This is a genomic window from Trueperella bonasi, assembly GCF_030811535.1.
GTDB classification, from domain to species: domain Bacteria; phylum Actinomycetota; class Actinomycetes; order Actinomycetales; family Actinomycetaceae; genus Trueperella; species Trueperella bonasi.
Window position 1 is genome coordinate 1,655,836 of the sequence record NZ_JAUSQX010000001.1, and the last position, 18,464, is coordinate 1,674,299.

20 protein-coding genes are annotated in these 18,464 nt (G+C 57.5%); 17 read left to right on the forward strand and 3 right to left on the reverse strand.

Annotation, left to right across the window (positions count from 1 at the left end; all coding sequences use genetic code 11):
• The first annotated feature begins 2 nt into the window (after positions 1-2).
• From rimM to J2S70_RS07620, 11 genes are all read left to right on the forward strand, one after another.
• Positions 3-554, forward strand: a complete 552-nt coding sequence (rimM, locus tag J2S70_RS07570; protein WP_307683113.1) for a ribosome maturation factor RimM — start codon at positions 3-5, stop codon at positions 552-554.
• Positions 554-1,942 carry a tRNA (guanosine(37)-N1)-methyltransferase TrmD gene (gene trmD / locus J2S70_RS07575; protein WP_307683114.1) on the forward strand — a complete coding sequence of 463 codons (1,389 nt, stop codon included), beginning with the start codon at positions 554-556 and terminating at the stop codon, positions 1,940-1,942. Before rimM ends, trmD begins: the two co-directional genes overlap by 1 nt.
• Before the next feature lie 126 nt (positions 1,943-2,068).
• Positions 2,069-2,416 (forward strand): 50S ribosomal protein L19, encoded by a 348-nt coding sequence (gene rplS, locus J2S70_RS07580; RefSeq protein WP_307683115.1) that lies wholly within the window; start codon positions 2,069-2,071, stop codon positions 2,414-2,416.
• Between the two features lie 555 nt (positions 2,417-2,971).
• Positions 2,972-3,799, forward strand: coding sequence for an iron chelate uptake ABC transporter family permease subunit (locus tag J2S70_RS07585; RefSeq protein ID WP_307683394.1), 828 nt, complete (start codon positions 2,972-2,974; stop codon positions 3,797-3,799).
• 83 nt (positions 3,800-3,882) lie between these two features.
• Positions 3,883-4,668: a signal peptidase I gene (gene lepB, locus J2S70_RS07590; RefSeq protein ID WP_307683116.1), complete on the forward strand. Its 786-nt coding sequence runs from the start codon at positions 3,883-3,885 to the stop codon at positions 4,666-4,668.
• A complete protein-coding gene (locus J2S70_RS07595; RefSeq protein ID WP_307683117.1) occupies positions 4,665-5,330 on the forward strand; it encodes a ribonuclease HII in 666 nt (221 codons plus the stop codon). The genes lepB and J2S70_RS07595 overlap by 4 nt, the downstream gene beginning before the upstream one ends.
• Position 5,331: 1 nt before the next feature.
• Entirely contained in the window at positions 5,332-5,643 is a 312-nt protein-coding gene (locus J2S70_RS07600) for a DUF2469 domain-containing protein (protein WP_307683118.1), read from the forward strand.
• A 109-nt stretch (positions 5,644-5,752) separates the two neighbouring features.
• Entirely contained in the window at positions 5,753-6,127 is a 375-nt protein-coding gene (locus J2S70_RS07605; protein ID WP_307683119.1) for a YraN family protein, read from the forward strand.
• The gene (locus tag J2S70_RS07610) at positions 6,124-7,662 is read left to right on the forward strand and encodes a YifB family Mg chelatase-like AAA ATPase (protein ID WP_307683120.1); all 1,539 of its coding nucleotides are present in this window, start codon (positions 6,124-6,126) and stop codon (positions 7,660-7,662) included. Before J2S70_RS07605 ends, J2S70_RS07610 begins: the two co-directional genes overlap by 4 nt.
• Positions 7,659-8,756 carry a DNA-processing protein DprA gene (gene dprA, locus J2S70_RS07615; protein WP_307683121.1) on the forward strand — a complete coding sequence of 366 codons (1,098 nt, stop codon included), beginning with the start codon at positions 7,659-7,661 and terminating at the stop codon, positions 8,754-8,756. Before J2S70_RS07610 ends, dprA begins: the two co-directional genes overlap by 4 nt.
• A gap of 42 nt (positions 8,757-8,798) precedes the next feature.
• The gene (locus J2S70_RS07620; protein WP_307683122.1) at positions 8,799-9,695 is read left to right on the forward strand and encodes a tyrosine recombinase XerC; all 897 of its coding nucleotides are present in this window, start codon (positions 8,799-8,801) and stop codon (positions 9,693-9,695) included.
• Positions 9,696-9,747: 52 nt separating this feature from the next.
• Here J2S70_RS07620 and J2S70_RS07625 read toward each other — a convergent pair whose 3' ends face one another.
• Both J2S70_RS07625 and J2S70_RS07630 read right to left on the reverse strand, forming a co-directional pair.
• A complete protein-coding gene (locus J2S70_RS07625) occupies positions 9,748-10,293 on the reverse strand; it encodes a M23 family metallopeptidase (RefSeq protein WP_307683123.1) in 546 nt (181 codons plus the stop codon).
• 100 nt (positions 10,294-10,393) lie between these two features.
• Positions 10,394-11,134: a trimeric intracellular cation channel family protein gene (locus J2S70_RS07630; RefSeq protein ID WP_307683124.1), complete on the reverse strand. Its 741-nt coding sequence runs from the start codon at positions 11,132-11,134 to the stop codon at positions 10,394-10,396.
• A 319-nt stretch (positions 11,135-11,453) separates the two neighbouring features.
• On the opposite strand from J2S70_RS07630, the gene rpsB reads away from it, so the two are divergent.
• The 6 genes from rpsB (at position 11,454) to J2S70_RS07660 (ending at position 16,855) form a co-directional block, all read left to right on the forward strand.
• Positions 11,454-12,413, forward strand: a complete 960-nt coding sequence (gene rpsB, locus J2S70_RS07635) for a 30S ribosomal protein S2 (protein WP_307683125.1) — start codon at positions 11,454-11,456, stop codon at positions 12,411-12,413.
• Between the two features lie 21 nt (positions 12,414-12,434).
• On the forward strand, positions 12,435-13,280 hold the full coding sequence (gene tsf, locus J2S70_RS07640; protein ID WP_307683126.1) for a translation elongation factor Ts: 846 nt from the start codon (positions 12,435-12,437) through the stop codon (positions 13,278-13,280).
• A 174-nt stretch (positions 13,281-13,454) separates the two neighbouring features.
• Positions 13,455-14,204 carry an electron transfer flavoprotein subunit beta/FixA family protein gene (locus J2S70_RS07645; RefSeq protein ID WP_307683127.1) on the forward strand — a complete coding sequence of 250 codons (750 nt, stop codon included), beginning with the start codon at positions 13,455-13,457 and terminating at the stop codon, positions 14,202-14,204.
• A 3-nt stretch (positions 14,205-14,207) separates the two neighbouring features.
• Positions 14,208-15,062, forward strand: a complete 855-nt coding sequence (locus tag J2S70_RS07650; RefSeq protein WP_307683128.1) for an electron transfer flavoprotein subunit alpha/FixB family protein — start codon at positions 14,208-14,210, stop codon at positions 15,060-15,062.
• Positions 15,063-15,264: 202 nt separating this feature from the next.
• Positions 15,265-16,557: an FAD-dependent oxidoreductase gene (locus J2S70_RS07655; protein ID WP_307683129.1), complete on the forward strand. Its 1,293-nt coding sequence runs from the start codon at positions 15,265-15,267 to the stop codon at positions 16,555-16,557.
• A 7-nt stretch (positions 16,558-16,564) separates the two neighbouring features.
• A complete protein-coding gene (locus J2S70_RS07660) occupies positions 16,565-16,855 on the forward strand; it encodes a ferredoxin family protein (protein WP_307683130.1) in 291 nt (96 codons plus the stop codon).
• On the opposite strand, the gene J2S70_RS07665 is transcribed toward J2S70_RS07660, so the two are convergent.
• Positions 16,852-18,444 carry an MFS transporter gene (locus tag J2S70_RS07665; RefSeq protein WP_307683131.1) on the reverse strand — a complete coding sequence of 531 codons (1,593 nt, stop codon included), beginning with the start codon at positions 18,442-18,444 and terminating at the stop codon, positions 16,852-16,854. The genes J2S70_RS07660 and J2S70_RS07665 overlap by 4 nt on opposite strands.
• Positions 18,445-18,464 lie beyond the last annotated feature (20 nt).

Consider the following 18,464-nt stretch of genomic DNA (forward strand, 5'->3'; position numbering starts at 1 on the left):
GCGTGCAGCTCACCGTAGCAATTGTTGGCCGGGCGCAAGGCCTGAAAGGCGAGGTCAAACTTGACCTTCGTACCGACACCCCCGAAACGCGCTTGGCACCGGGGGCGATGCTCGAGACAGAACCTGCCGAGATGGGGCCGGTCACCGTTGCTTCGCGCCGCGAATACAAGGGCGCAACCTACGTGCGATTTGAGGAATATTCCGATCGTACCGGGGCCGAAACCCTGCGCGGGGTCAAGCTCGTCATCGAATCCGACGAGGATGAGGTTGAGCCGGATGCGTGGTTTCCACACGAGCTCAAAGGCCTTGAAGCACTCGACCCCGACGGCTATGAGCTCGGCGTCGTCGCCGATATTGAACACCTCCCAGGCCATGACCTTCTGGTGGTTCGCGAACAGGACGGGGTGCTCACGCGGGTTCCCTTTGTTAAGGAGATTGTGACGGAAGTCGACCTCGAGGACAACTGCGTGGTGATCGATGCACCACCCGGCCTGTTCTCCCCGGAAGAGCTCGTAATTAGTGAAGAAACCGGTGAAATTAAGGACCGTAACTAATGCGATTCGACATCATCTCGGTGTTCCCCGATTTCTTTTCAGTCTTGGATCTTTCACTGGTTGGTAAGGCACGTGAACGCGGCCTTATCGCCGTTCAAGCTCACGACCTGCGCGAGTGGACTACAGACGCTCACCGCACAGTGGATGACACGCCATGTGGCGGTGGTGCGGGCATGGTGATGAAAGCGGACGTGTGGGCAGAAGCGATTGATGACATACTTGGCGCGGCCGATGGCGAAACGCCCGGAACTGCCGTGGAACCTCGGCGCACGGTACTCGCTATCCCAACCCCGGCCGGGCAGCAGCTCACCCAAGACGACTGTTGGGATCTTGCGGACGCCGACCACCTCATCATCGCCTGCGGGCGCTACGAAGGGATAGATGCCCGAGTAGGGCAGTACTACCGACAAGTGGGTATCGAAGTTTTCGAATACTCGCTTGGCGACTACGTTCTCAACGGGGGAGAAGTGGCCGCAACAGCATTGGTGGAAGCGGTGTCCCGCCTCGTGCCGGGAATGGTTGGTAACCCCGATTCGCTACGCGAAGAGTCGCATGGCGAAAACGGGCTGCTGGAATACCCGATCTACACCCGCCCAACGGAATTCCGCGGCTTGGAAGTGCCACAGGTGCTGACTTCCGGAGACCACGGCAGGGTGGCGAGGTGGCGCCGCGACCGTGCGCTAGAACTGACAGCCACTCGCAGGCCCGACATGATCGCCGCGCTCGATCCCTCGCAGCTGAACAAGAAGGATCGCGCCAAACTGGCTGAGCTCGGTTGGATTTTTGGGGAGAGCGGCGCGCTCGCCGTCGTCGTAGACGAAGCCAAACCGGAGGAAGCCGCGCAGGTGGCCGAGCTTGCCGCCCGCTTATTCCCTGACGCGTGCCCGCCGGGAATGAAAGACGAGGACATCGCCGAGTTTGTGGCGGGGAATGTGAGCGAGCGGCACTTTACGGATTTTATTGCCGATCCGAACTGTATTGTGCTCGTTGCTCGAATTGGGGAACAGATCGTGGGGTATTCGCTGTCGATCATTCCGCGCGATGGCGAGGTGCACGAGGGAGCGCCCGTGGAGGCGGTACTTCAAAAGCCGCGCAAGGGACCTCTTATTTACCTGTCAAAAATGTATATTGCACCGCGCTGGCGCGGAAGTGGGCTCTTTGATGTGCTGATGCAGAACACGTTGAATGCAGCCGCGCGAGCCGTGAAAGGCAGGGTGGATGCGGCTGAAAGGCCATACGTGTGGTTGGGAACCAATATCGGCAACAAACGAGCTATACGCGCATATAAGCGAGCTGGTTTCTCGATCGTAGGCGAGCGCGAATTCATGGTGGGTGAGCAGGCCAACACGGATGTGACTTTAGCGATCGCCGTGGATGTGCCAAAATAGTACAGCTTGCACATTGGGGAGCCGGATCCGCCGCAGGGGAACGGCCTCGCTAGCAAGAAGTTAGTAACGAACGGGTAGCACCCGGAAAGCACTCTGACCTGCGAGCAGGGTGAGAAGAGATCAGACATGAATATTCTCGACAAGATCAACGAAGCTTCGCTCAAGGAGCGCCCAGAGTTTCGTGCAGGTGACACGGTGAAGGTCAACGTGAACGTCGTTGAAGGCAACCGCAGCCGTATTCAGGTATTCCAAGGCGTTGTCGTAGACCGCAAGGGCGGCCAAGGCGTGAATGCCACATTCACCGTTCGCAAGATGTCCTTCGGTGTTGGTGTTGAACGCACGTTCCCGCTGCATTCGCCAAATGTTGACTCCATTGAAATCGTGAGCCGTGGCCGCGTGCGGCGCGCCAAGCTCTACTACCTTCGCGATCGTCATGGTAAGGCGGCTAAGATTCGCGAAAAGCGCGAAGCCTAATTCGGCGCATCTAAATCGCAGGGATTTTGCGATAACTGCTCAACTTTTGGGCGGGCGGCTAGGATTCAGCCGCCCGCCCATTTTTGACACCCAGCCATTTGTTGTGAGTTTGGGGATTTCTTTAAACGTTTTGGCCGTGAATCGGCTTTTTCTCACAGCAAATGGTTGTCGCCTAAACTAGCAAACCAAAATGGCTGGGGATTCTGGTTCAAGCGGCTGACCCTTCGTCAAGGTCAATGCGACTTCTAGGTTCCTCCCTTCGGTGCCAAATTTTACACCTCAGCCTTTCCCGCGCTGTCGCCCCTCACCCTGCGGCGACACGTGGATCACTCTGGCGATACTTTTATTGGCAAATCATGTATCGCGGGAATGGTTGAGGTGTTGCGGGAGCAGAATCAGGGGTGTAGGCACCAGTGTCGCGGGAGCAGAGAAGAGGCGACCACAGTCGCCAACTGCATAGCTAACGTTTAGCCCCTGCCGAGTGCGGCGGTTGGTGGCGCGGACAGATGCCGATCCTGGCATTTTGGTGTGCTCTCAGTCGCCTCGCTGGGTGCAGTGATCGGAATAGGATTTTTCGGTTTCTACCCCAGTAGCGGTGCAATCATGGTACTGGCCATCATTGGAGCAACGCTTAGCGCGCTCTTCGTATACGCCATTGGATCGCTTGGTCGAGGCGGGGCTACCCCATTGAAGCTTGCTTTAGCGGGCGCAGCCACATCTGCCGCGATGAGTTCGCTGGTCGCCGGGATCTGTTTCGGCTTTGCCGGTGCAACTTTCCAAACCCTGCTCAGAAATCAGCTCGCCTCGCCAGATATCATCGGAATCTCTTCCGGCGCGGCGGCCGCCGGCGTGGTGGCAATTGTTATTTTGCGACTCCCGCAAAGCCAGGTGAGCATGTTTGCTCTGTTTGGCTCGCTTTCTGTTACTGCCAGCATTTATGCGCTCTCTTTGCGCAAGGGGCAATTCGCTGGCACCCGGCTCATCCTGGTTGGGATAGGAATCAGCGCGATCTTAGGGTCGGTGGTGACCTGTGTTCTTTCGCGAGCCGCCGCCTGGGATCTGGGTACGGCAACGAGGTTGCTCAACGGTTCGCTCAATGGCACAACTTGGGATCGCATCTGGCCGCCCATGATCGGCGCGGTGATTCTCTTGCCGATTTTGGCCTACCATCTCCGGGATTTGCAGATTATTCGGCTTAGCGACGACGCCGTTCCTTTCAAGGGCGAATTGATGTGGGAAACCCCCGAAGAAGTGACCGCCTGCGAGTATTTTTGGATTGCGGGCGAATCGGAAGTCGTCCGAGCCCTGCGTAGGCGTCTCGTTAACGACGACGGATGTGACAAGTCGCAGATCTCCTTTATGGGATACTGGAAGAAATCGTGAATGTGACGCAAACGTAATCGTGGCCACCTCTCCTTTGGGATACCGTGGGATAGAATTTCTTGCGGTAGCTTTCAGGAGGCAAAATGGATCGGAGCGAAGGTGGGCAGATGCCGCCGTCGTTCCCGCCTGAAAACGTTGACACCGGAACCTCGGACGTCCAGAGAGATACAGCTCAACAGCCTGAAAAGATGGGGCCGAAACTCGGTTCGCTCGCATTGGACTTTGTCACGATCATCGCGGTTGCACTCCTTATTTCCGTCATCATCAAAACGTTTTTCGCGCAAGCTTTCGCTATTCCATCGGAGTCGATGGAGGACACGCTGATTCCCGGCGATCGTATTTTGGTGAACAAGCTTGCTGATGATGAAGATGATCTTAACCGCGGCGATGTGGTCGTCTTCGTTGATCCGGGTGACTGGTTGAACGGCGCGCCCGATCCCGACCGCCCCGGCTGGCAACAATTTTTGATAGATGTTGGCGAAGCCGTTGGTTTGGTGCCGCAAAACGTGGGTGATCATCTGGTGAAACGTATTATCGGTATGCCAGGTGACCACGTGATGTGTTGCAATGAGGACGGTCTAATCACGGTCAACGGTGAACCAATTCGCGAGACATATCTGAAGCCCGGTGTGACTGCTTCCGATTTGCCTTTTAACGTCACCGTACCGGAGGGGCACGTGTGGCTGCTCGGCGATAACCGAAGCAGGTCAAAAGATGCGCGCTTCCACCAGCACGCGACAGGCTTTGGCTTCGTCCCGATGTCTAATATCGAGGGACGGGCGTGGCTGACCATTTATCCGCTCGATCGTTTTGGCACGATACCTTCCGCAACCCACGTGTTCGAAAACGTTCCCGACAGCCCGCGATGATCATACCGAGCCGCACGCTGGAGCGGGAACTACTCGCTAGTTTTGAGTGCGATGAACCGGTGTATCTTGCAGGAGTTGATGAAGTTGGCCGCGGAGCGCTTGCAGGTCCGGTTTCCGTTGGGATAGCACTGATATCGGCGACGACGTCGGATGGGTTTCCGCCGGGATTGCGGGACTCAAAATTGATGAGCCCGAACGCGCGGACAACCGCGATAGAAGCTTTGACACGCTGGGTAGATGCCGCAGCGGTAGGCCACGCCGGGCCCGACGTCGTCGACCAATGGGGCGTGATCGGAGCGCTGAGGGTTGCTGCCGCGAACGCTTTGAACCAGCTCGGTGACTATGCCATTGGCGGGATTCTTTTAGATGGCGTCCATGATTGGTGGACGAGTGAAGGCTTGCCATTGGGGCCGGTCTTGCCGCCCTATCGGGTGCGAACCGAGCGTAAAGCGGATGCGACCAGCGCCGTGGTAGCAGCCGCCTCAGTGTTTGCGAAGGTGGCGCGCGATGAGTTGATGGTCGACCTCGCAAGGGACTATCCGGGCTACGATTGGGAACGCAATAAGGGATACTCCTCGGCTGCGCATATCGAGGGGCTGAAAACTTTGGGTGCGAGCGAGCACCATCGCAGATCATGGAAATTGCCTGGCATAGGGGGCTAAGGTGAGCGAATTAGAAGATTACGAAACCGATGCTGAGCTTGCGCTCTACCGTGAATATCGCGATGTTGTAGGCCTATTTCGTTTCGTGGTGGAAACCGAGCGCCGATTTTATTTGGCGAACGACGTGGACGTGAAAGTGCGCGCATCGGCTGCGGGAGACGTCTTTTTCGAAGTCACGATCACTGATGCGTGGGTGTGGGACGTGTTTCGGGCTTCGCGCTTTATCCGCGGCGCGCGAATCGTGACGTTCAAGGATGTGAACGTTGAGGAGCTAAATAAGCCCGATATTACGCGCGAACTTGACTTCGAATGATCGATGTACGTGAATGAAAACGTTATCCACATGCCGACAAACGTGCGCCCGGCGCTAGCGGGTAGGGAAAACCAACGTGACTCATGGGAATCCCTGATGAACTGTGTTCATGACACAGCAGATGACGAAAAACGAACTTGGATCGTGGGGCGAAACGCTTGCGGCGGAGCATTTGAAAAACGCCGGCTGGGCGATCTTGGAGCGCAACTGGCGAATCCGTGGTGGAGAGCTAGACATCGTAGGCTTCGATCCCGAACGTAACTCGATTGTTGCCGTTGAAGTAAAAACTCGACGCACCCATTTTGCGGGATCGGCTGAAGAATCGGTCACCTACGAAAAACTCCAACGCCTTCGAGGGCTACTTCTTAGCTGGCTCGTGCAGCGGGGAAGCTTCGCGGCATCAATCACGGTCGATGTTCTCGCAGTTGATGTTGACGGTTCGGGCCTGCACACGATCACTCATATCAAGGATGTGAGCGCATGAGCGCGTCGGCACGCGCGGTGGCAGGGATCGTCGGGCGAGCGCACACAATGAGTTTGCTCGGACTCTCCGCTGTTCCCATTGTTGTGGAGGCGGTGCAACTCAATGGGCTGCCCTCTTCAACGATCGTGGGTTTGCCCGATACGGCGCTCAACGAAGCGCGCGAACGCCTACGAGCGGGCTTCCACGCGATTTCTGTGCCGTGGCCAAATAGGCGACTGACGGTGAATCTCTCGCCTGCTGACGTGTCGAAGTCGGGCACCGGCTTCGATCTGGCGATCGCTGTAGCAATTTTAGGCACGATGGGATTTCGGTCTCCGGGGGAGGCCGTCGTCATCGGAGAACTCGGGCTGGATGGCTCAGTTCGTCCAGTGCGTGGGATCTTGCCGGCCTTGATGGCTGCCCGCGAACGAGGAATTCACAGTGCGATCGTTCCGCTTGCGAACGAGGCGGAAGGGAAACTGGTCGAGGGCGTGCGGGTAATCGCGGTTGAACACTTGGGGCAGGTGGCACAGATGTGCGGCGTGGAATGTTCGTACACGTTGGCTAAACGTCATGAACATGACGAGCACGTTCGGCCGGAGCCTGAACCGGGCGATTTGGCGGATATTTACGGGCAGGAGGAGGCGATCGCCGGCCTTGAAGTAGCGGCTGCGGGCGGGCATCACATGTTGATGGTTGGTGCGCCGGGGATTGGTAAGTCAATGCTGGCGCAACGCATGCCGGGAATTTTGCCCGAACTTACGCAAAGCGCCGCGATGGAAGTTGCTGCAATATCTTCTCTTGTAGGCAAACGGCTGGCAACACTGCCCACTCGGCCCCCGTTTGCGGCGCCCCATCACACCGCTTCTGCTGCGGCGATGGTGGGAGGCGGGTCCGGGATCCCTCGGCCTGGAGCTATCACTATGGCTCATCGTGGCGTTCTATTTTGCGATGAATTTCCAGAGTTTGCACCGCGGGTGATACAGACCCTGCGTGAGCCGATGGAATCCGGTGTTATCGAACTTGCAAGATCCAAAGCTGTGGTTCGATTCCCCGCACAATTCCAGCTTATTGCTGCGGCCAATCCATGCCGGTGTGGAAACATTCTCGACTGGCCGTCACGGTGTATGTGCAGCTCGCGCGATAATCGCATGTATCAATCCTCACTCGGTGGCCCGGTGCGTGACCGCATCGACATTCACACCGTGTTGCGCCGCCCGTCGAAAGCGGATCTCAGGCGCGGGACAACGATTGAAAGTGCGGTGGTTTTCGATCGGGTGAGCGCTGCACGTGAACGCCAGGTGCACCGCTTGGCTGAAACGGGTGCCGATAACAACGCACAGATTCCGGGCAGGTGGTTACGGGCGAACACCCCGCTATCGGATAACGCCACGAAAGCGTTTGAAAACGCGATCGCGCGAGGGGATCTCAGCCTACGCGGTTTCGACCGTATCTTGCGCGTTGGATGGTCCCTAGCAGATCTTGCTGGGCACGATCACCCATCGGATGAGGATCTAGCCTTCGCATTTGCACTCCGGGGCGGTGCGGTGACATGAATGAGCGCCTTGCAAGAATTGAGTGGTCACGAATCATCGAGGGAGCTGACACGGTAGCGTACGAGCTCATTGAGCGCCTCGGTGCAGTTCAAGCTCTTGAAGCGGTACGAACTGGTCATGGACTGAGCCCCAGCGAGAATAAGGCGGCCCAGCGTTGGCGAATTCGCCTGGATGGAAATGAGCAATTCAAGATGACGGCCCTCGCGGCCATCGGAATGAGCGTGATCATGCCGGGCGATAGTACTTGGCCCCAGCAGCTCAACGATCTCGGGCCAGAAACTCCGCCGGTGTTGTGGGTGAAAGGAAACCCGGAAGTTTTAACAGCTCGGCAGGCCGTTGCGATAGTCGGATCGCGTGCCGCCTCGTCGGCAGGGGTGCGAACAGCACGGGATTTTGCATGCGAAATATCCGAGAGCGTAACGGTGGTATCAGGTGGCGCGTTTGGCATTGATGCGGCCGCGCATAGCGGGGCGATTCTTGCAGGCCAGCCAACGATTATTGTGAGCGCTGGGGGAGCCGACCGGGTCTACCCGCGTTCGCACGAGCACCTCTTCCGGCAAGTTCTTGACGGGGGAGGCGCCATCGTGTCGGAATCACCCTTAGGTGCCGCGCCCCAGCGATTTAGATTTTTGGCCCGCAACCGGATCATCGCTGCGCTCGGAAGTGCGACGCTCGTTGTGGAAGCCCCGGTACGTTCCGGAGCTTTATCTACTGCCCGGCACGCGATGAAAATTGGGCGTGATGTCGGCGCTGTGCCAGGTGCTATCGATGCTATACACTCGCGCGGATGTATCGACCTTCTGCGTAACGGTGCAACCGCGATCGCCAGCGTGGAACACCTGCGCGAACTTATCGGACCAATCCACGTCCAACAAAGTTTGGAACCAGATTTCTTCTCCTTCGGCACACAAGACAACTACGACCCGCGCACGGCGCGAACATTCGATGCCGTACCGATCCGCCAAACGGCCGACACGCGATCAATCGCGAACGTATCGGGGCTCTCCATGACGGAAACCCTGGCCGCGCTGGGGCAGCTCGTGCTCGATGGCCGTGTTGAAGAACGATCTGGCCGGTGGATACGGAAACTCTAGCCGCACACTCTGACTAGCCATTCGATGGTTTAGGGTTCTTATATGAGTATCGATCAGATCCTTGCCCACTACGAGCGCGAACTCGCCGTGCGCCGCGGGCTATCTGAACATACCGTGACCGCCTATGTGCGCGAAGCACGCTCTTTAATGAGCTTCTTGGAACAGTATTCCGACGACGTGGCGGGTTCGCTCAAGCATCTGGACATCACCGATCTGCGTTCATGGCTTGCCTCCCACTCGGAGCATTCGCGAGCCTCCATGGCACGCCATAGCGCTGCGGTGCGAAACTTTACGGCATGGTTACACGATAACGACATCACAGAACACGATACGGGGCGAAGACTCAAATCACCGCGGCCAGATAACGAGTTGCCTCAAGTTCTCAGCGTCGAACAAGCCAAGAAACTGCTCGACGTGGCAGAACACCGTGCCCGCGAAGAAGGTGGGCTTGCCGTGCGCGACTGGGCCATGTTAGAACTTCTCTACGCATCAGGCATCCGAGTCAGCGAACTCGTTGGCCTGAACGTCACCAGCTTACGGCCAGATTCCACCCTGAAAGTGTTTGGAAAAGGAAACAAAGAACGCATTGTTCCCTACGGCCGCCCGGCACGAGAAGCAATCATGGAGTGGTTAACCGTACGCCAAGAATTCGTGCGCGCTGACAGGGAGGCGGTTTTTCTTGGCGCGGCAGGCAAGCGAATTAACCCGCGCATGGTGCGTACAGTACTCAACCGGATCACCGCGCTCGCGGACCTGCCCCAAATAAGCCCCCATGCCCTGCGCCACTCGGCAGCAACCCACCTTCTCGATGGTGGATCTGATTTACGTAGCGTCCAAGAGGTCCTCGGGCATTCCTCGCTGGGCACAACACAGCGCTACACCCACGTCAGTGCCGAACGGCTACGTGCCGCCTTTGGCCAAGCCCACCCGCGGGCCTAGATCCGTGTGAATGCGCCCGATCTCAGGAGCCATCAAGATGTTCGGAGCAAAACTATTCGTAGAGCCGAATGGGTACCTTAGTGAGCAATGACAGCGGATCGAGATATCCATCTTGCCCACGTTTTGCACCCCAATGCAGGCAAGCGGACGGAAAGCAATGAGCGCCATCCACATGCCCAATAATTTGGCCAGCGTCCACTCTTTCTCCGCGCCCCACCGCAGGGGTGATCGGCTCGTACGTTGTGCGGATTCCATCGGCGTGCTTGATAGAGACGAGCTCGCGATCATTGAGCATGCCTGCGTAGATCACCGTGCCCTCAGCCGCTGCATACACCGGTTGTTCCTTCGCCAGCGCCAAATCAACACCTCGATGGCCTGCATTCCAGTTTGCCGGCCCCATCGCAAACGGGCGAAGAACTGGCACTTCGGTTCCCGAAGGCCACGAGTATTCGACCGATGCGGCTCTATCTGAGTCGATGTTTATCGAAACGTCCTGCCAAGGTGCGAGCGGTAGCTCGGAACTAGTGTGCGCCGGAAGTGCCACGAGCCCAGCCCCGCCAAGTGCCAACAGTGCGAATACAAAACCTTGTTTCTTCATATCTCCACAGTGCTACGAAACGGGGTGCGTATGCCGAAGAATCGACGTCGTTATATGGAAACTGACGGTTGGTAGATTGTGGAAAACTATTTGCTGCTACCTACTTGTCGAGGCCGCGGCGCTTCCTACGCTTCTCCCGATTCGCTCGCTGGCTGCGCGTGCGCTTGACGTTCGTGCGCATCCGGCGGCCTTGCTCCTTCAACTGGCGAGTCGACGTCTCGATAATGTTGACTGGCCGAGAAGGAAGCACCCAATGGAACTTCTGTGCTGCAAGCCCAAAAACTAGGCACACAAGAATCGACAGCGCCATTCCTCGTTCGTACATCCCGTTCCGCTGGAAAATGACCATAATGGCGGAGGCAATAATTGCGAAGGTCGCATACATCGGATTAGAACCAAATATTGCGGGCCGCCTGCCGATGACGACGTCGCGAAGCATGCCGCCGGCCGTCGCCGTAATAACGCCGAGAAACATGGAAGGAATCGGTGCCAATCCGGCAGCCAGCCCCTTCGATGCGCCCGTTGCCGACCAGCACCCGAGCGCCAGCACGTCTGCCAACAGTAGTCCGCGCCTGGCCCACGGCCCATCCATGGGAATAAGGTAGGCAAATAGTGAGGCCCCTAGAGCGCCCGACAGGTACCACGGATCGGTGAGGGCAACGGGAAAACCGATGCCAAGTAGACTGTCACGGATCATCCCTCCGCCAAGCGCGGTGAGGACTCCCAACACCATGTAGCCGATGATGTCGTAATTGAGCGCGCGAGCAAAACTAGCCCCGATGACTCCATAGGCGATGACGCCGGCAACGTCGACAACCCGAAAAAGTACATCCGGTTCCACTTACCACTCCCTCCAATTTCAGGCTCCGTCAACATCTTACGGCCAAGCTGAATCGGGTAGTCAACCACGTCCATGAAACGGCGCCAATGTAGGCAAGACCACCCTTTGGTCACGGAGTTCCATCTTGGAAGGTTCGCATCGCTGAGATAGGCTGGTCAGGCTGTGATTATCGCAGACTACGCGTGCTCGTTCACCGTCAGGTCTTCGGCGCATCGGTCCTAAGGTTGCGCTGGATGGGGCACTAGGGCTGGCCGCATCCCGCGCCCAGCAAGAACCGAGAAACAGGCACAGTTACGCTGTGCCGTGAGAAAGGACGACCATGGCAGTCGTTACCATGCGCCAGCTGCTTGAAGCTGGCGTCCACTTCGGGCATCAGACCCGCCGCTGGAACCCCAAGATGAAGCGTTACATCCTCAATGACCGTAACGGTATTTACATCATTGATCTGCGCAAGACCATCGAAGACATCAACCGCACCTACGACTTCGTCAAGCAAACCGTTGCGCACGGCGGCAACATTCTTTTCGTTGGCACCAAGCGCCAGGCCCAGCGGCCGATCCGCGAGCAGGCCGAGCGCGTAGGAATGCCCTACGTCAACGAACGCTGGCTCGGTGGCATGTTGACCAATTTCCAAACGGTCAATTCGCGCATCCAGCGTTTGAAGGAACTCGAACTCGTTGATTTTGACGACGTCGCCGGTTCCGGGCTCACCAAGAAGGAACTTCTCATGATGAGCCGCGAGAAGGACAAGCTCGAACGCACCCTCGGCGGTATTCGCGATATGGGCAAGGTCCCCTCAGCGATCTGGATCGTCGACACCAATAAGGAACACTTGGCTGTTGCTGAGGCCGAAAAGCTCAACATCCCGGTGATAGCAATCTTGGACACGAACTGCGATCCCGATCAGGTTGAGTACGGAATCCCGGGTAATGACGACGCGATCCGCTCCATTGACATTCTGACGCGTGTCGTTGCCGACGCCGTCGCCGAAGGTCTCGTGGCCCGCAGCGGTGGTGGAGCGCAGGCTGAAGATCCCATGCCTGAATGGGAACGCGAACTCCTTGCCGGTGAAGAAGGCGCGGCTGAAAAGCCGAAGGCCGAGGAAGCTTCAGCAGAGCAGCCCGCCGCTGAGGAAGCTAAGGTGGAAGAAGCCACCGCTGAAGAGCCTGAGGTTGAAGAGCCTGTGGCCGAGGAAGCCAAGGTCGAAGAAACTGAAACGGCAGAGCCAGCCGAGCAGGCTGAAGCAAGCGAACAGACCACCGAAGAAGACAAAGCCTAAATCCTGGAGGATTGAAATATCATGGCAAATTACACTGCTGCAGACGTCAAGGCGCTGCGTGACAAGACTGGCGCCGGCATGTTGGACGTGAAGAACGCCCTCGTCGAAGCCGAGGGTGATACCGCCAAGGCTGAAGAAATTCTTCGCCTGAAGGGCCTGAAGGTCGCTGCCAAGCGCGGCGATCGGACGGCATCCAACGGCCTAGTGCTTTCTCATATCGGCGAAACGGACTCGGGCAAGTACGGCCTGATCGTTGAAGTTAACGCCGAAACCGACTTTGTTGCAAAGAACGAGAAGTTCATCTCCTTCGCCGAAGGAATCCTCGAAGCGGCCGTCAAGGCCGGCGCAAAGACGTCCGAGGACGTTCTTGGTGCCGAGCACGCCGATGGCACAGTCGAAGATGCAATCAATAACTTCACCGGAATTATCGGTGAGAAACTGGGCGTTGGCGCCGTCGAATACCTTGAGGGCGATAACGTCGTGTCCTACATGCACAAGACGTCCACAGATCTGCCACCGCAGGTTGCCGTGCTCGTGGCAACTGACGCCGCCGGTGCCGATATCGCCCACGACGTGGCCGTGCACATCGCTGCTCTCGCTCCGCAGTACCTCGATCAGGCCGACGTGCCAGAAGAGGTTGTTGAAAACGAGCGCCGTATCGCAACCGAACTGACCATCTCGGAAGGCAAGCCAGAGCAGGCTGTTCCCAAGATTGTTGAAGGCCGCCTACAGGGCTTCTTCAAGCAGGTTACGCTGATGGAGCAGGGTTATGCCCGCGATCCGAAGCAGACCGTGCGCCAGATTGTTGACGCCGCTGGAGCTAAGGTGACCGGCTTTAAGCGCGTTCGCGTCGGGCAAGAAGGCTAGCGCCTAGCTCGAAGGTCTTAGGCCGAACTGTGGGGTGCGATTTGCTCGCACCCCACAGCCATATCTGGAAGTCAACAGCAGGCTTAGCCCTCAGATGAATAGCGATTAAACACACAGAATTACCTCACGTGTTCGCGTAACAATTGGAGCGGTAACGAACTGAACGGAGTGCACATGATTGTTGTGGCGTACAAGTACGCGCCCAATCCCGAAGATGCCGAGGTGAAGGCGGACGGTAGCGTTGACTGGACGCGCGCAAAAGCGGCCGTGTCTGAATCCGATCCGGTAGCTATCGAACTTGGTAGCCGGTTGGCAAAGGCACAGGGCGTGGAACTCGTTGGAATTTCAGTCGGCGGCAAGGTGGCCGGCTCGGCAATGGCGACCAAGAATGCCATGTCGCGCGGCTTCGACCGCGGGGTGATCGTAGCTGATGAAGCAACGGCGGAAATGACGTCGACCCAAATTGGTTCGATGCTTGCCGGTCTCGTACACAAAGTTGGCGATGTGTCTTTGGTGCTCACCGCTGACTCTTCGGTAGACGATTCGGCCGGTATGATGCCGGGTCTGATTGCCGGATATCTGGGCTGGCCAGCAGTTCTCGAGGTCACGGACATCGAAGCCACTGATGGCGGATACATTCTCACCCAGCGCGTGCGCGGCGGAAGCCGCAAGCTCAAGGTGAGCGGGCCCGTCGTCGTTGCAACGACATCGGATGCGACTTCGCCTGCCGTGCCGTCAATGAAAGATATTTTGGCCGCTGGTAAGAAACCGGTTGAGGTGCTGAGCGCCGACGACGTCGAAGCGGCACCTGCCGAGCTGAAAATCACGGGTACCGAGCGTCCGCCAACGCGCGAACGCAAGGGCAAGATGTACGCGAGCGCTGATGAATTGGTGGCGGCTTTGCGTGAGGATGGGGTGCTGTAGAACATGACGACGTGGATTGTTACGACGGAATCCGAGATCTCTACTGCGGTTGAGATGGCGGTTGGGGAAACGGTAGGCGTCGTCGTCGGCGATGCGCCAATCGGTGGAGTAGATCGCGCTATCCGAATCGAAACTGGGGGAGTTCCAGCCGAGGCGATGGCCCCCGCCGTGGTTGACGCCGTGCAGGCGCAAGCTGGCGATGCGATTTTAGTGGTGAATACCGCCGCCGGGCGAGTGCTTGCAGGCGCGCTTGCCGCCGCGAAGAACGCCCCGATACTGCGTGGGTTGCGCGAACTTGGCGAAGGTACGGCAACGCTTGGCCGCTACGGCGGAATCTCCTATGAGCACGTGGAATTTGACGACGTCGTGATCGGTCTGGTTGCGAGCAGTGAGGTTGTTGAACCGGCTGTCGAAGCCGAAGTGGTGACTGGTGAATCCTATGGCATGAGCGTTGAAAGCGAAGACGTGGGCGTAGGTGCGCAGGTGAACCTGGCTGCCGCGACGCGCATCGTCGGCGTTGGACGCGGTTTCATCACCGAAGAAGATATTGATCTAGCACGCGAGCTAGCGCGGGCAATTGGTGGCGAAGTTGGCTGTACTCGTCCGCTCGTGGAAGGCAATGGCTGGTTTGATCGGGACGCCTACCTTGGGGTCTCCGGCCACAGCGTGGCTCCGGAAATCTATATCCCGGTGGGTGTCTCTGGGCAGATTCACCACACTGCCGGCATCGATGAATCCGAGACGATCGTGGCGATCAACAACGACGAAACTGCCACAATCTTTGAATTCGCCGACTACGGCATTGTGGGTGACCTGTATAAGGTACTGCCTGAGATGATCGAGGCGCTCGAAAAGTAGCACCTGCTTCCCAGACGCGAGGGTCCTTTGTCGGCCGGTTCGTGGTGTGACCCAACATGCCCTGCGGCCGAGCCCACATGCGAGGGGTCCTGGTTAGATGTGAGGGGTACTTCCCCTCGTGTTTAGCACGGACTCCTCGCGTTTGCGTAGGGGAGTCCTAGAGCAGGTGCGGTAAGCTGGCTGTTCACAGGAAAGGACGCCCATGAACTACGATTTCGACGTGATCGTCGTCGGCGCCGGAGTCGCCGGTAGCGTGGCAGCCACCCAGTTGGCTCGTGCCGGGCACGAGGTTCTCCTTATCGAACGCGGGGTCGAAGCCGGTTCGAAGAACTTATCTGGTGGAGTGTTCTACAGCCGCGTTATAGAGGAAGTTTTTCCAGACTTCGTTACGCAAGCCCCCATTGAGCGCGTTATTACCCGCAACACGTTGAGTTTCCTGAACGAAAGATCCGCCGTCAATATCGACTATTGGGATCAGCAGCTGGCAGAGCCGGTTAACGCGGTTTCGGTGTTACGTTCCCATCTTGATCCATGGCTCGCCGAGCAGGCGGAAGAGGCCGGCGTCGCACTTATTCCCGGCGTCAAGGTAGATCGGTTACTTCGGGAAGGCACCCACTTTACCGGCATCGAGGCCGCGGGCGAACAGATGCGGGCTAAGGTCACGATCGTGGCCGAAGGCGTGAATTCTTTCCTTGCACAGGAATCCGGTATTCGGCCAAAGTGGCCTGTTAAGCATCTCGGCTTGGGTGTGAAATCCGTGATCCGCATCGGGGAAGAAGCCGTGCGCGAACGGTTCAACCTACAAAATAACGAGGGAGCTGCCTATGCAATCGTCGGAGACGCAACCATGGGCATTCCCGGTGGTGGATTCCTCTACACGAACAAGGATTCGGTGTCGATCGGCGTCGTACTCATGTTAGAAAAGCTGACCGAATCCGGGCTTGCCTCCTCCGATATTCACGATCATCTGGTCGCTCACCCGTATTTTGCGCCCTTCCTCAAAGATGGGGAACTACTCGAGTACGGCTGCCACTTGGTGGCCGAGGGCGGCGAACCCATGCAGGCCGATATCGTCCACGATGGCCTCGTACTCATCGGGGATGCTGCCGGGTTCACGTTGAATACGGGCCTGACAGTCAGGGGCATGGACCTTGCCGCAGGCTCAGCGATCTCGGCTGCCCGCGCGGTAGATGACGCCCTCGGAGCATCTGACTACTCGCGCCTCCAACTGAACAGTTACATTCGCGATTACCAATCGACATTCGTCGGAAAAGACATGCATACCTATCGCCACGCGCCAGATTTCCTTGAAAACGATCCTCTGATGTTTACAAAGGTAGGGCCCTTATTGGCGGATATTTTTTACCGCGCCTACGACCACGATCTCACGCCGCGCAAGCACTTGGCCGCGGTTGCCAAGGATGCTTTGGCCGCGTCCGGCATCAAGATTCGCGATCTGGTTCGTACCGGGATTAACGCCATTCGAGCGCTTTAGGAGAAGCATGAATTTCGATCCAGGTTCAATTAACGAGCGGCTCGCGAAGAATGTTTTCCACACCGATGATCGCCCGCACATTTCGATCAATCAGGAACTGGCCCGTGCTACCGGATCGGGCAAGCGGTTGGTGGCGGTGTGTCCGGCGCACGTCTATCGGGAAGAAAGCAACGGTGATATTTCCATTGAAAGCGCCGCTTGCCTCGAATGCGGCACGTGCCTGGCGGTGGCCGATCCGGGAGTTCTTCACTGGGTTTACCCAGAAGGTGGGATGGGCGTTCAGTTCCGCGAGGGCTAATCGACGACGCCGCTTGTGTGATCAGTGGTAGCCACTGGTTTTGGGTGTCGTTCTTGATAGCCATCTCGCCAAAACGCGATTGCGATAATGAGTGCGACAATCACGAAAAATGTGACTGCAACGTAGGCGAGAATGATGCCCATGTACCAGCCGTCGTCGCCGGAATATAGGCGTTGACCTAAGAAGAATACGGCGGTAATGATCGCGTTGCCGACTGCGGTGGATATACGCTGACCGGTTTGCATGATGCCACCGGCGGTACCACCAGAGGTCGGTGGCACGTCAAGCATCGATTGGGTCTGGTTTGCTGCTCCCATAGCTCCTTGGCCGAATCCGAGTACGGTGAGCGGAACCGCGAGCCACCAGAATGATATTCCGTGTTCCACGCCCCACACGACGCCGATCGCACCAAGTATGCCGATCAGCATGAGAATCAGAGCCATGACGTGGATACCACGCCCGTGCTCGACTGCTCGTTTGCCAGACCAGATGGCGGCATATCCCGAAATCAGCGCGTTCGGCAACGAAACTAAACCAACCTGCAGGGCGGTGGCATCCAGACCACGTTGTAAGAATAGGGCGAGGACGACGAAAACGGACGTCACGCCAATGAACTGCACAGCTGAGATTGAGGCCGCGTAGGAAAATGTTTTGATCTTAAACAAGTCGAGATCGACCATTGGCTCGTGGCCACGATTTTTATAGTGCTGTTCCCATAAAACCCAGCAGACTAAGAGGATGACCGCCAGGGGCAGGAGTATCCAGATCCAGGAGATTCCTGTTGACATGAATGGGAGCATGATTCCAAGGACGGCCATGACCAGAAGGAGCATGCCGATGGGATCAAGGTCAATTCTGGTGCGCTTCTTGTAAGGAGCACCTTGGGCTTTTTGTTTTTCGATGTGTTCGGCACGTGCGCGGTCTTTTTGTGGGCCAATGTGCCGGCGTTCCTTACCGAATGGCAGCCACATGAACGCCAAGATGAGTCCGATGATTCCGATAGGGAAGTTGATGATGAACGCCCATCGCCAGCCAACTTCCCGCCCGAGCATTCCAATGAGTACCCCCGACATCATTGGGCCGACAGCCACCGACATTGATACTACGAGTCCGAAAAGCGCGAATGCTTTCGCGCGCGCTTGGCCGGAGAAATACTGTTGGATCAGGCCCGTGGTTTGGGGTGAAAGGACGCCGGCGCCAAAGCCTTGGAGGATGCGCATGAGGTTCAGGACAGTGGCGTCATTAGACAGGCCCACCAAAAGTGATGCGATCGTGAAAATCGTAAAACCGATGACGAACACGGAGGAACGCCCGAAGATATCACCTATCCGCCCAGCGGGAACGAGCACGATGCCCACGGCAAGTGCGTAACCGGATAGCACCCATTGCAGCTGCGCATCCGAGGCAGAGACGGCCTGGCCCATTGCGGATAACACATTGTTGACAGCGGAAACCTGCATGAGCGTCATCATCAGTGGCACGAGCAGTACGGCGAGAAGCTTGTTGCGGTCATAGACTCGATCCGATCCCGCAACTTTGATGTAACGCGGATTATCTCCTGCCTGTGATTGTGCTTCTGCCTTACTCATAAACTCCCCTGAGCGCACGT

Excerpts from the sequence above, each read along its gene's own strand:
- J2S70_RS07605 (WP_307683119.1), top strand. The coding sequence starts at position 5,753 with ATGACACAGCAGATGACGAAAAACGAACTTGGATCGTGGGGCGAAACG.
- trmD (WP_307683114.1), top strand. The coding sequence starts at position 554 with ATGCGATTCGACATCATCTCGGTGTTCCCCGATTTCTTTTCAGTCTTG.
- J2S70_RS07625 (WP_307683123.1), bottom strand. The coding sequence starts at position 10,293 with ATGAAGAAACAAGGTTTTGTATTCGCACTGTTGGCACTTGGCGGGGCT.
- rplS (WP_307683115.1), top strand. The coding sequence starts at position 2,069 with ATGAATATTCTCGACAAGATCAACGAAGCTTCGCTCAAGGAGCGCCCA.
- lepB (WP_307683116.1), top strand. The coding sequence starts at position 3,883 with ATGGATCGGAGCGAAGGTGGGCAGATGCCGCCGTCGTTCCCGCCTGAA.
- J2S70_RS07620 (WP_307683122.1), top strand. The coding sequence starts at position 8,799 with ATGAGTATCGATCAGATCCTTGCCCACTACGAGCGCGAACTCGCCGTG.
- tsf (WP_307683126.1), top strand. The coding sequence starts at position 12,435 with ATGGCAAATTACACTGCTGCAGACGTCAAGGCGCTGCGTGACAAGACT.
- J2S70_RS07645 (WP_307683127.1), top strand. The coding sequence starts at position 13,455 with ATGATTGTTGTGGCGTACAAGTACGCGCCCAATCCCGAAGATGCCGAG.
- J2S70_RS07650 (WP_307683128.1), top strand. The coding sequence starts at position 14,208 with ATGACGACGTGGATTGTTACGACGGAATCCGAGATCTCTACTGCGGTT.
- rpsB (WP_307683125.1), top strand. The coding sequence starts at position 11,454 with ATGGCAGTCGTTACCATGCGCCAGCTGCTTGAAGCTGGCGTCCACTTC.
- dprA (WP_307683121.1), top strand. The coding sequence starts at position 7,659 with ATGAATGAGCGCCTTGCAAGAATTGAGTGGTCACGAATCATCGAGGGA.
- J2S70_RS07595 (WP_307683117.1), top strand. The coding sequence starts at position 4,665 with ATGATCATACCGAGCCGCACGCTGGAGCGGGAACTACTCGCTAGTTTT.
- J2S70_RS07665 (WP_307683131.1), bottom strand. The coding sequence starts at position 18,444 with ATGAGTAAGGCAGAAGCACAATCACAGGCAGGAGATAATCCGCGTTAC.
- J2S70_RS07660 (WP_307683130.1), top strand. The coding sequence starts at position 16,565 with ATGAATTTCGATCCAGGTTCAATTAACGAGCGGCTCGCGAAGAATGTT.
- J2S70_RS07610 (WP_307683120.1), top strand. The coding sequence starts at position 6,124 with ATGAGCGCGTCGGCACGCGCGGTGGCAGGGATCGTCGGGCGAGCGCAC.
- J2S70_RS07655 (WP_307683129.1), top strand. The coding sequence starts at position 15,265 with ATGAACTACGATTTCGACGTGATCGTCGTCGGCGCCGGAGTCGCCGGT.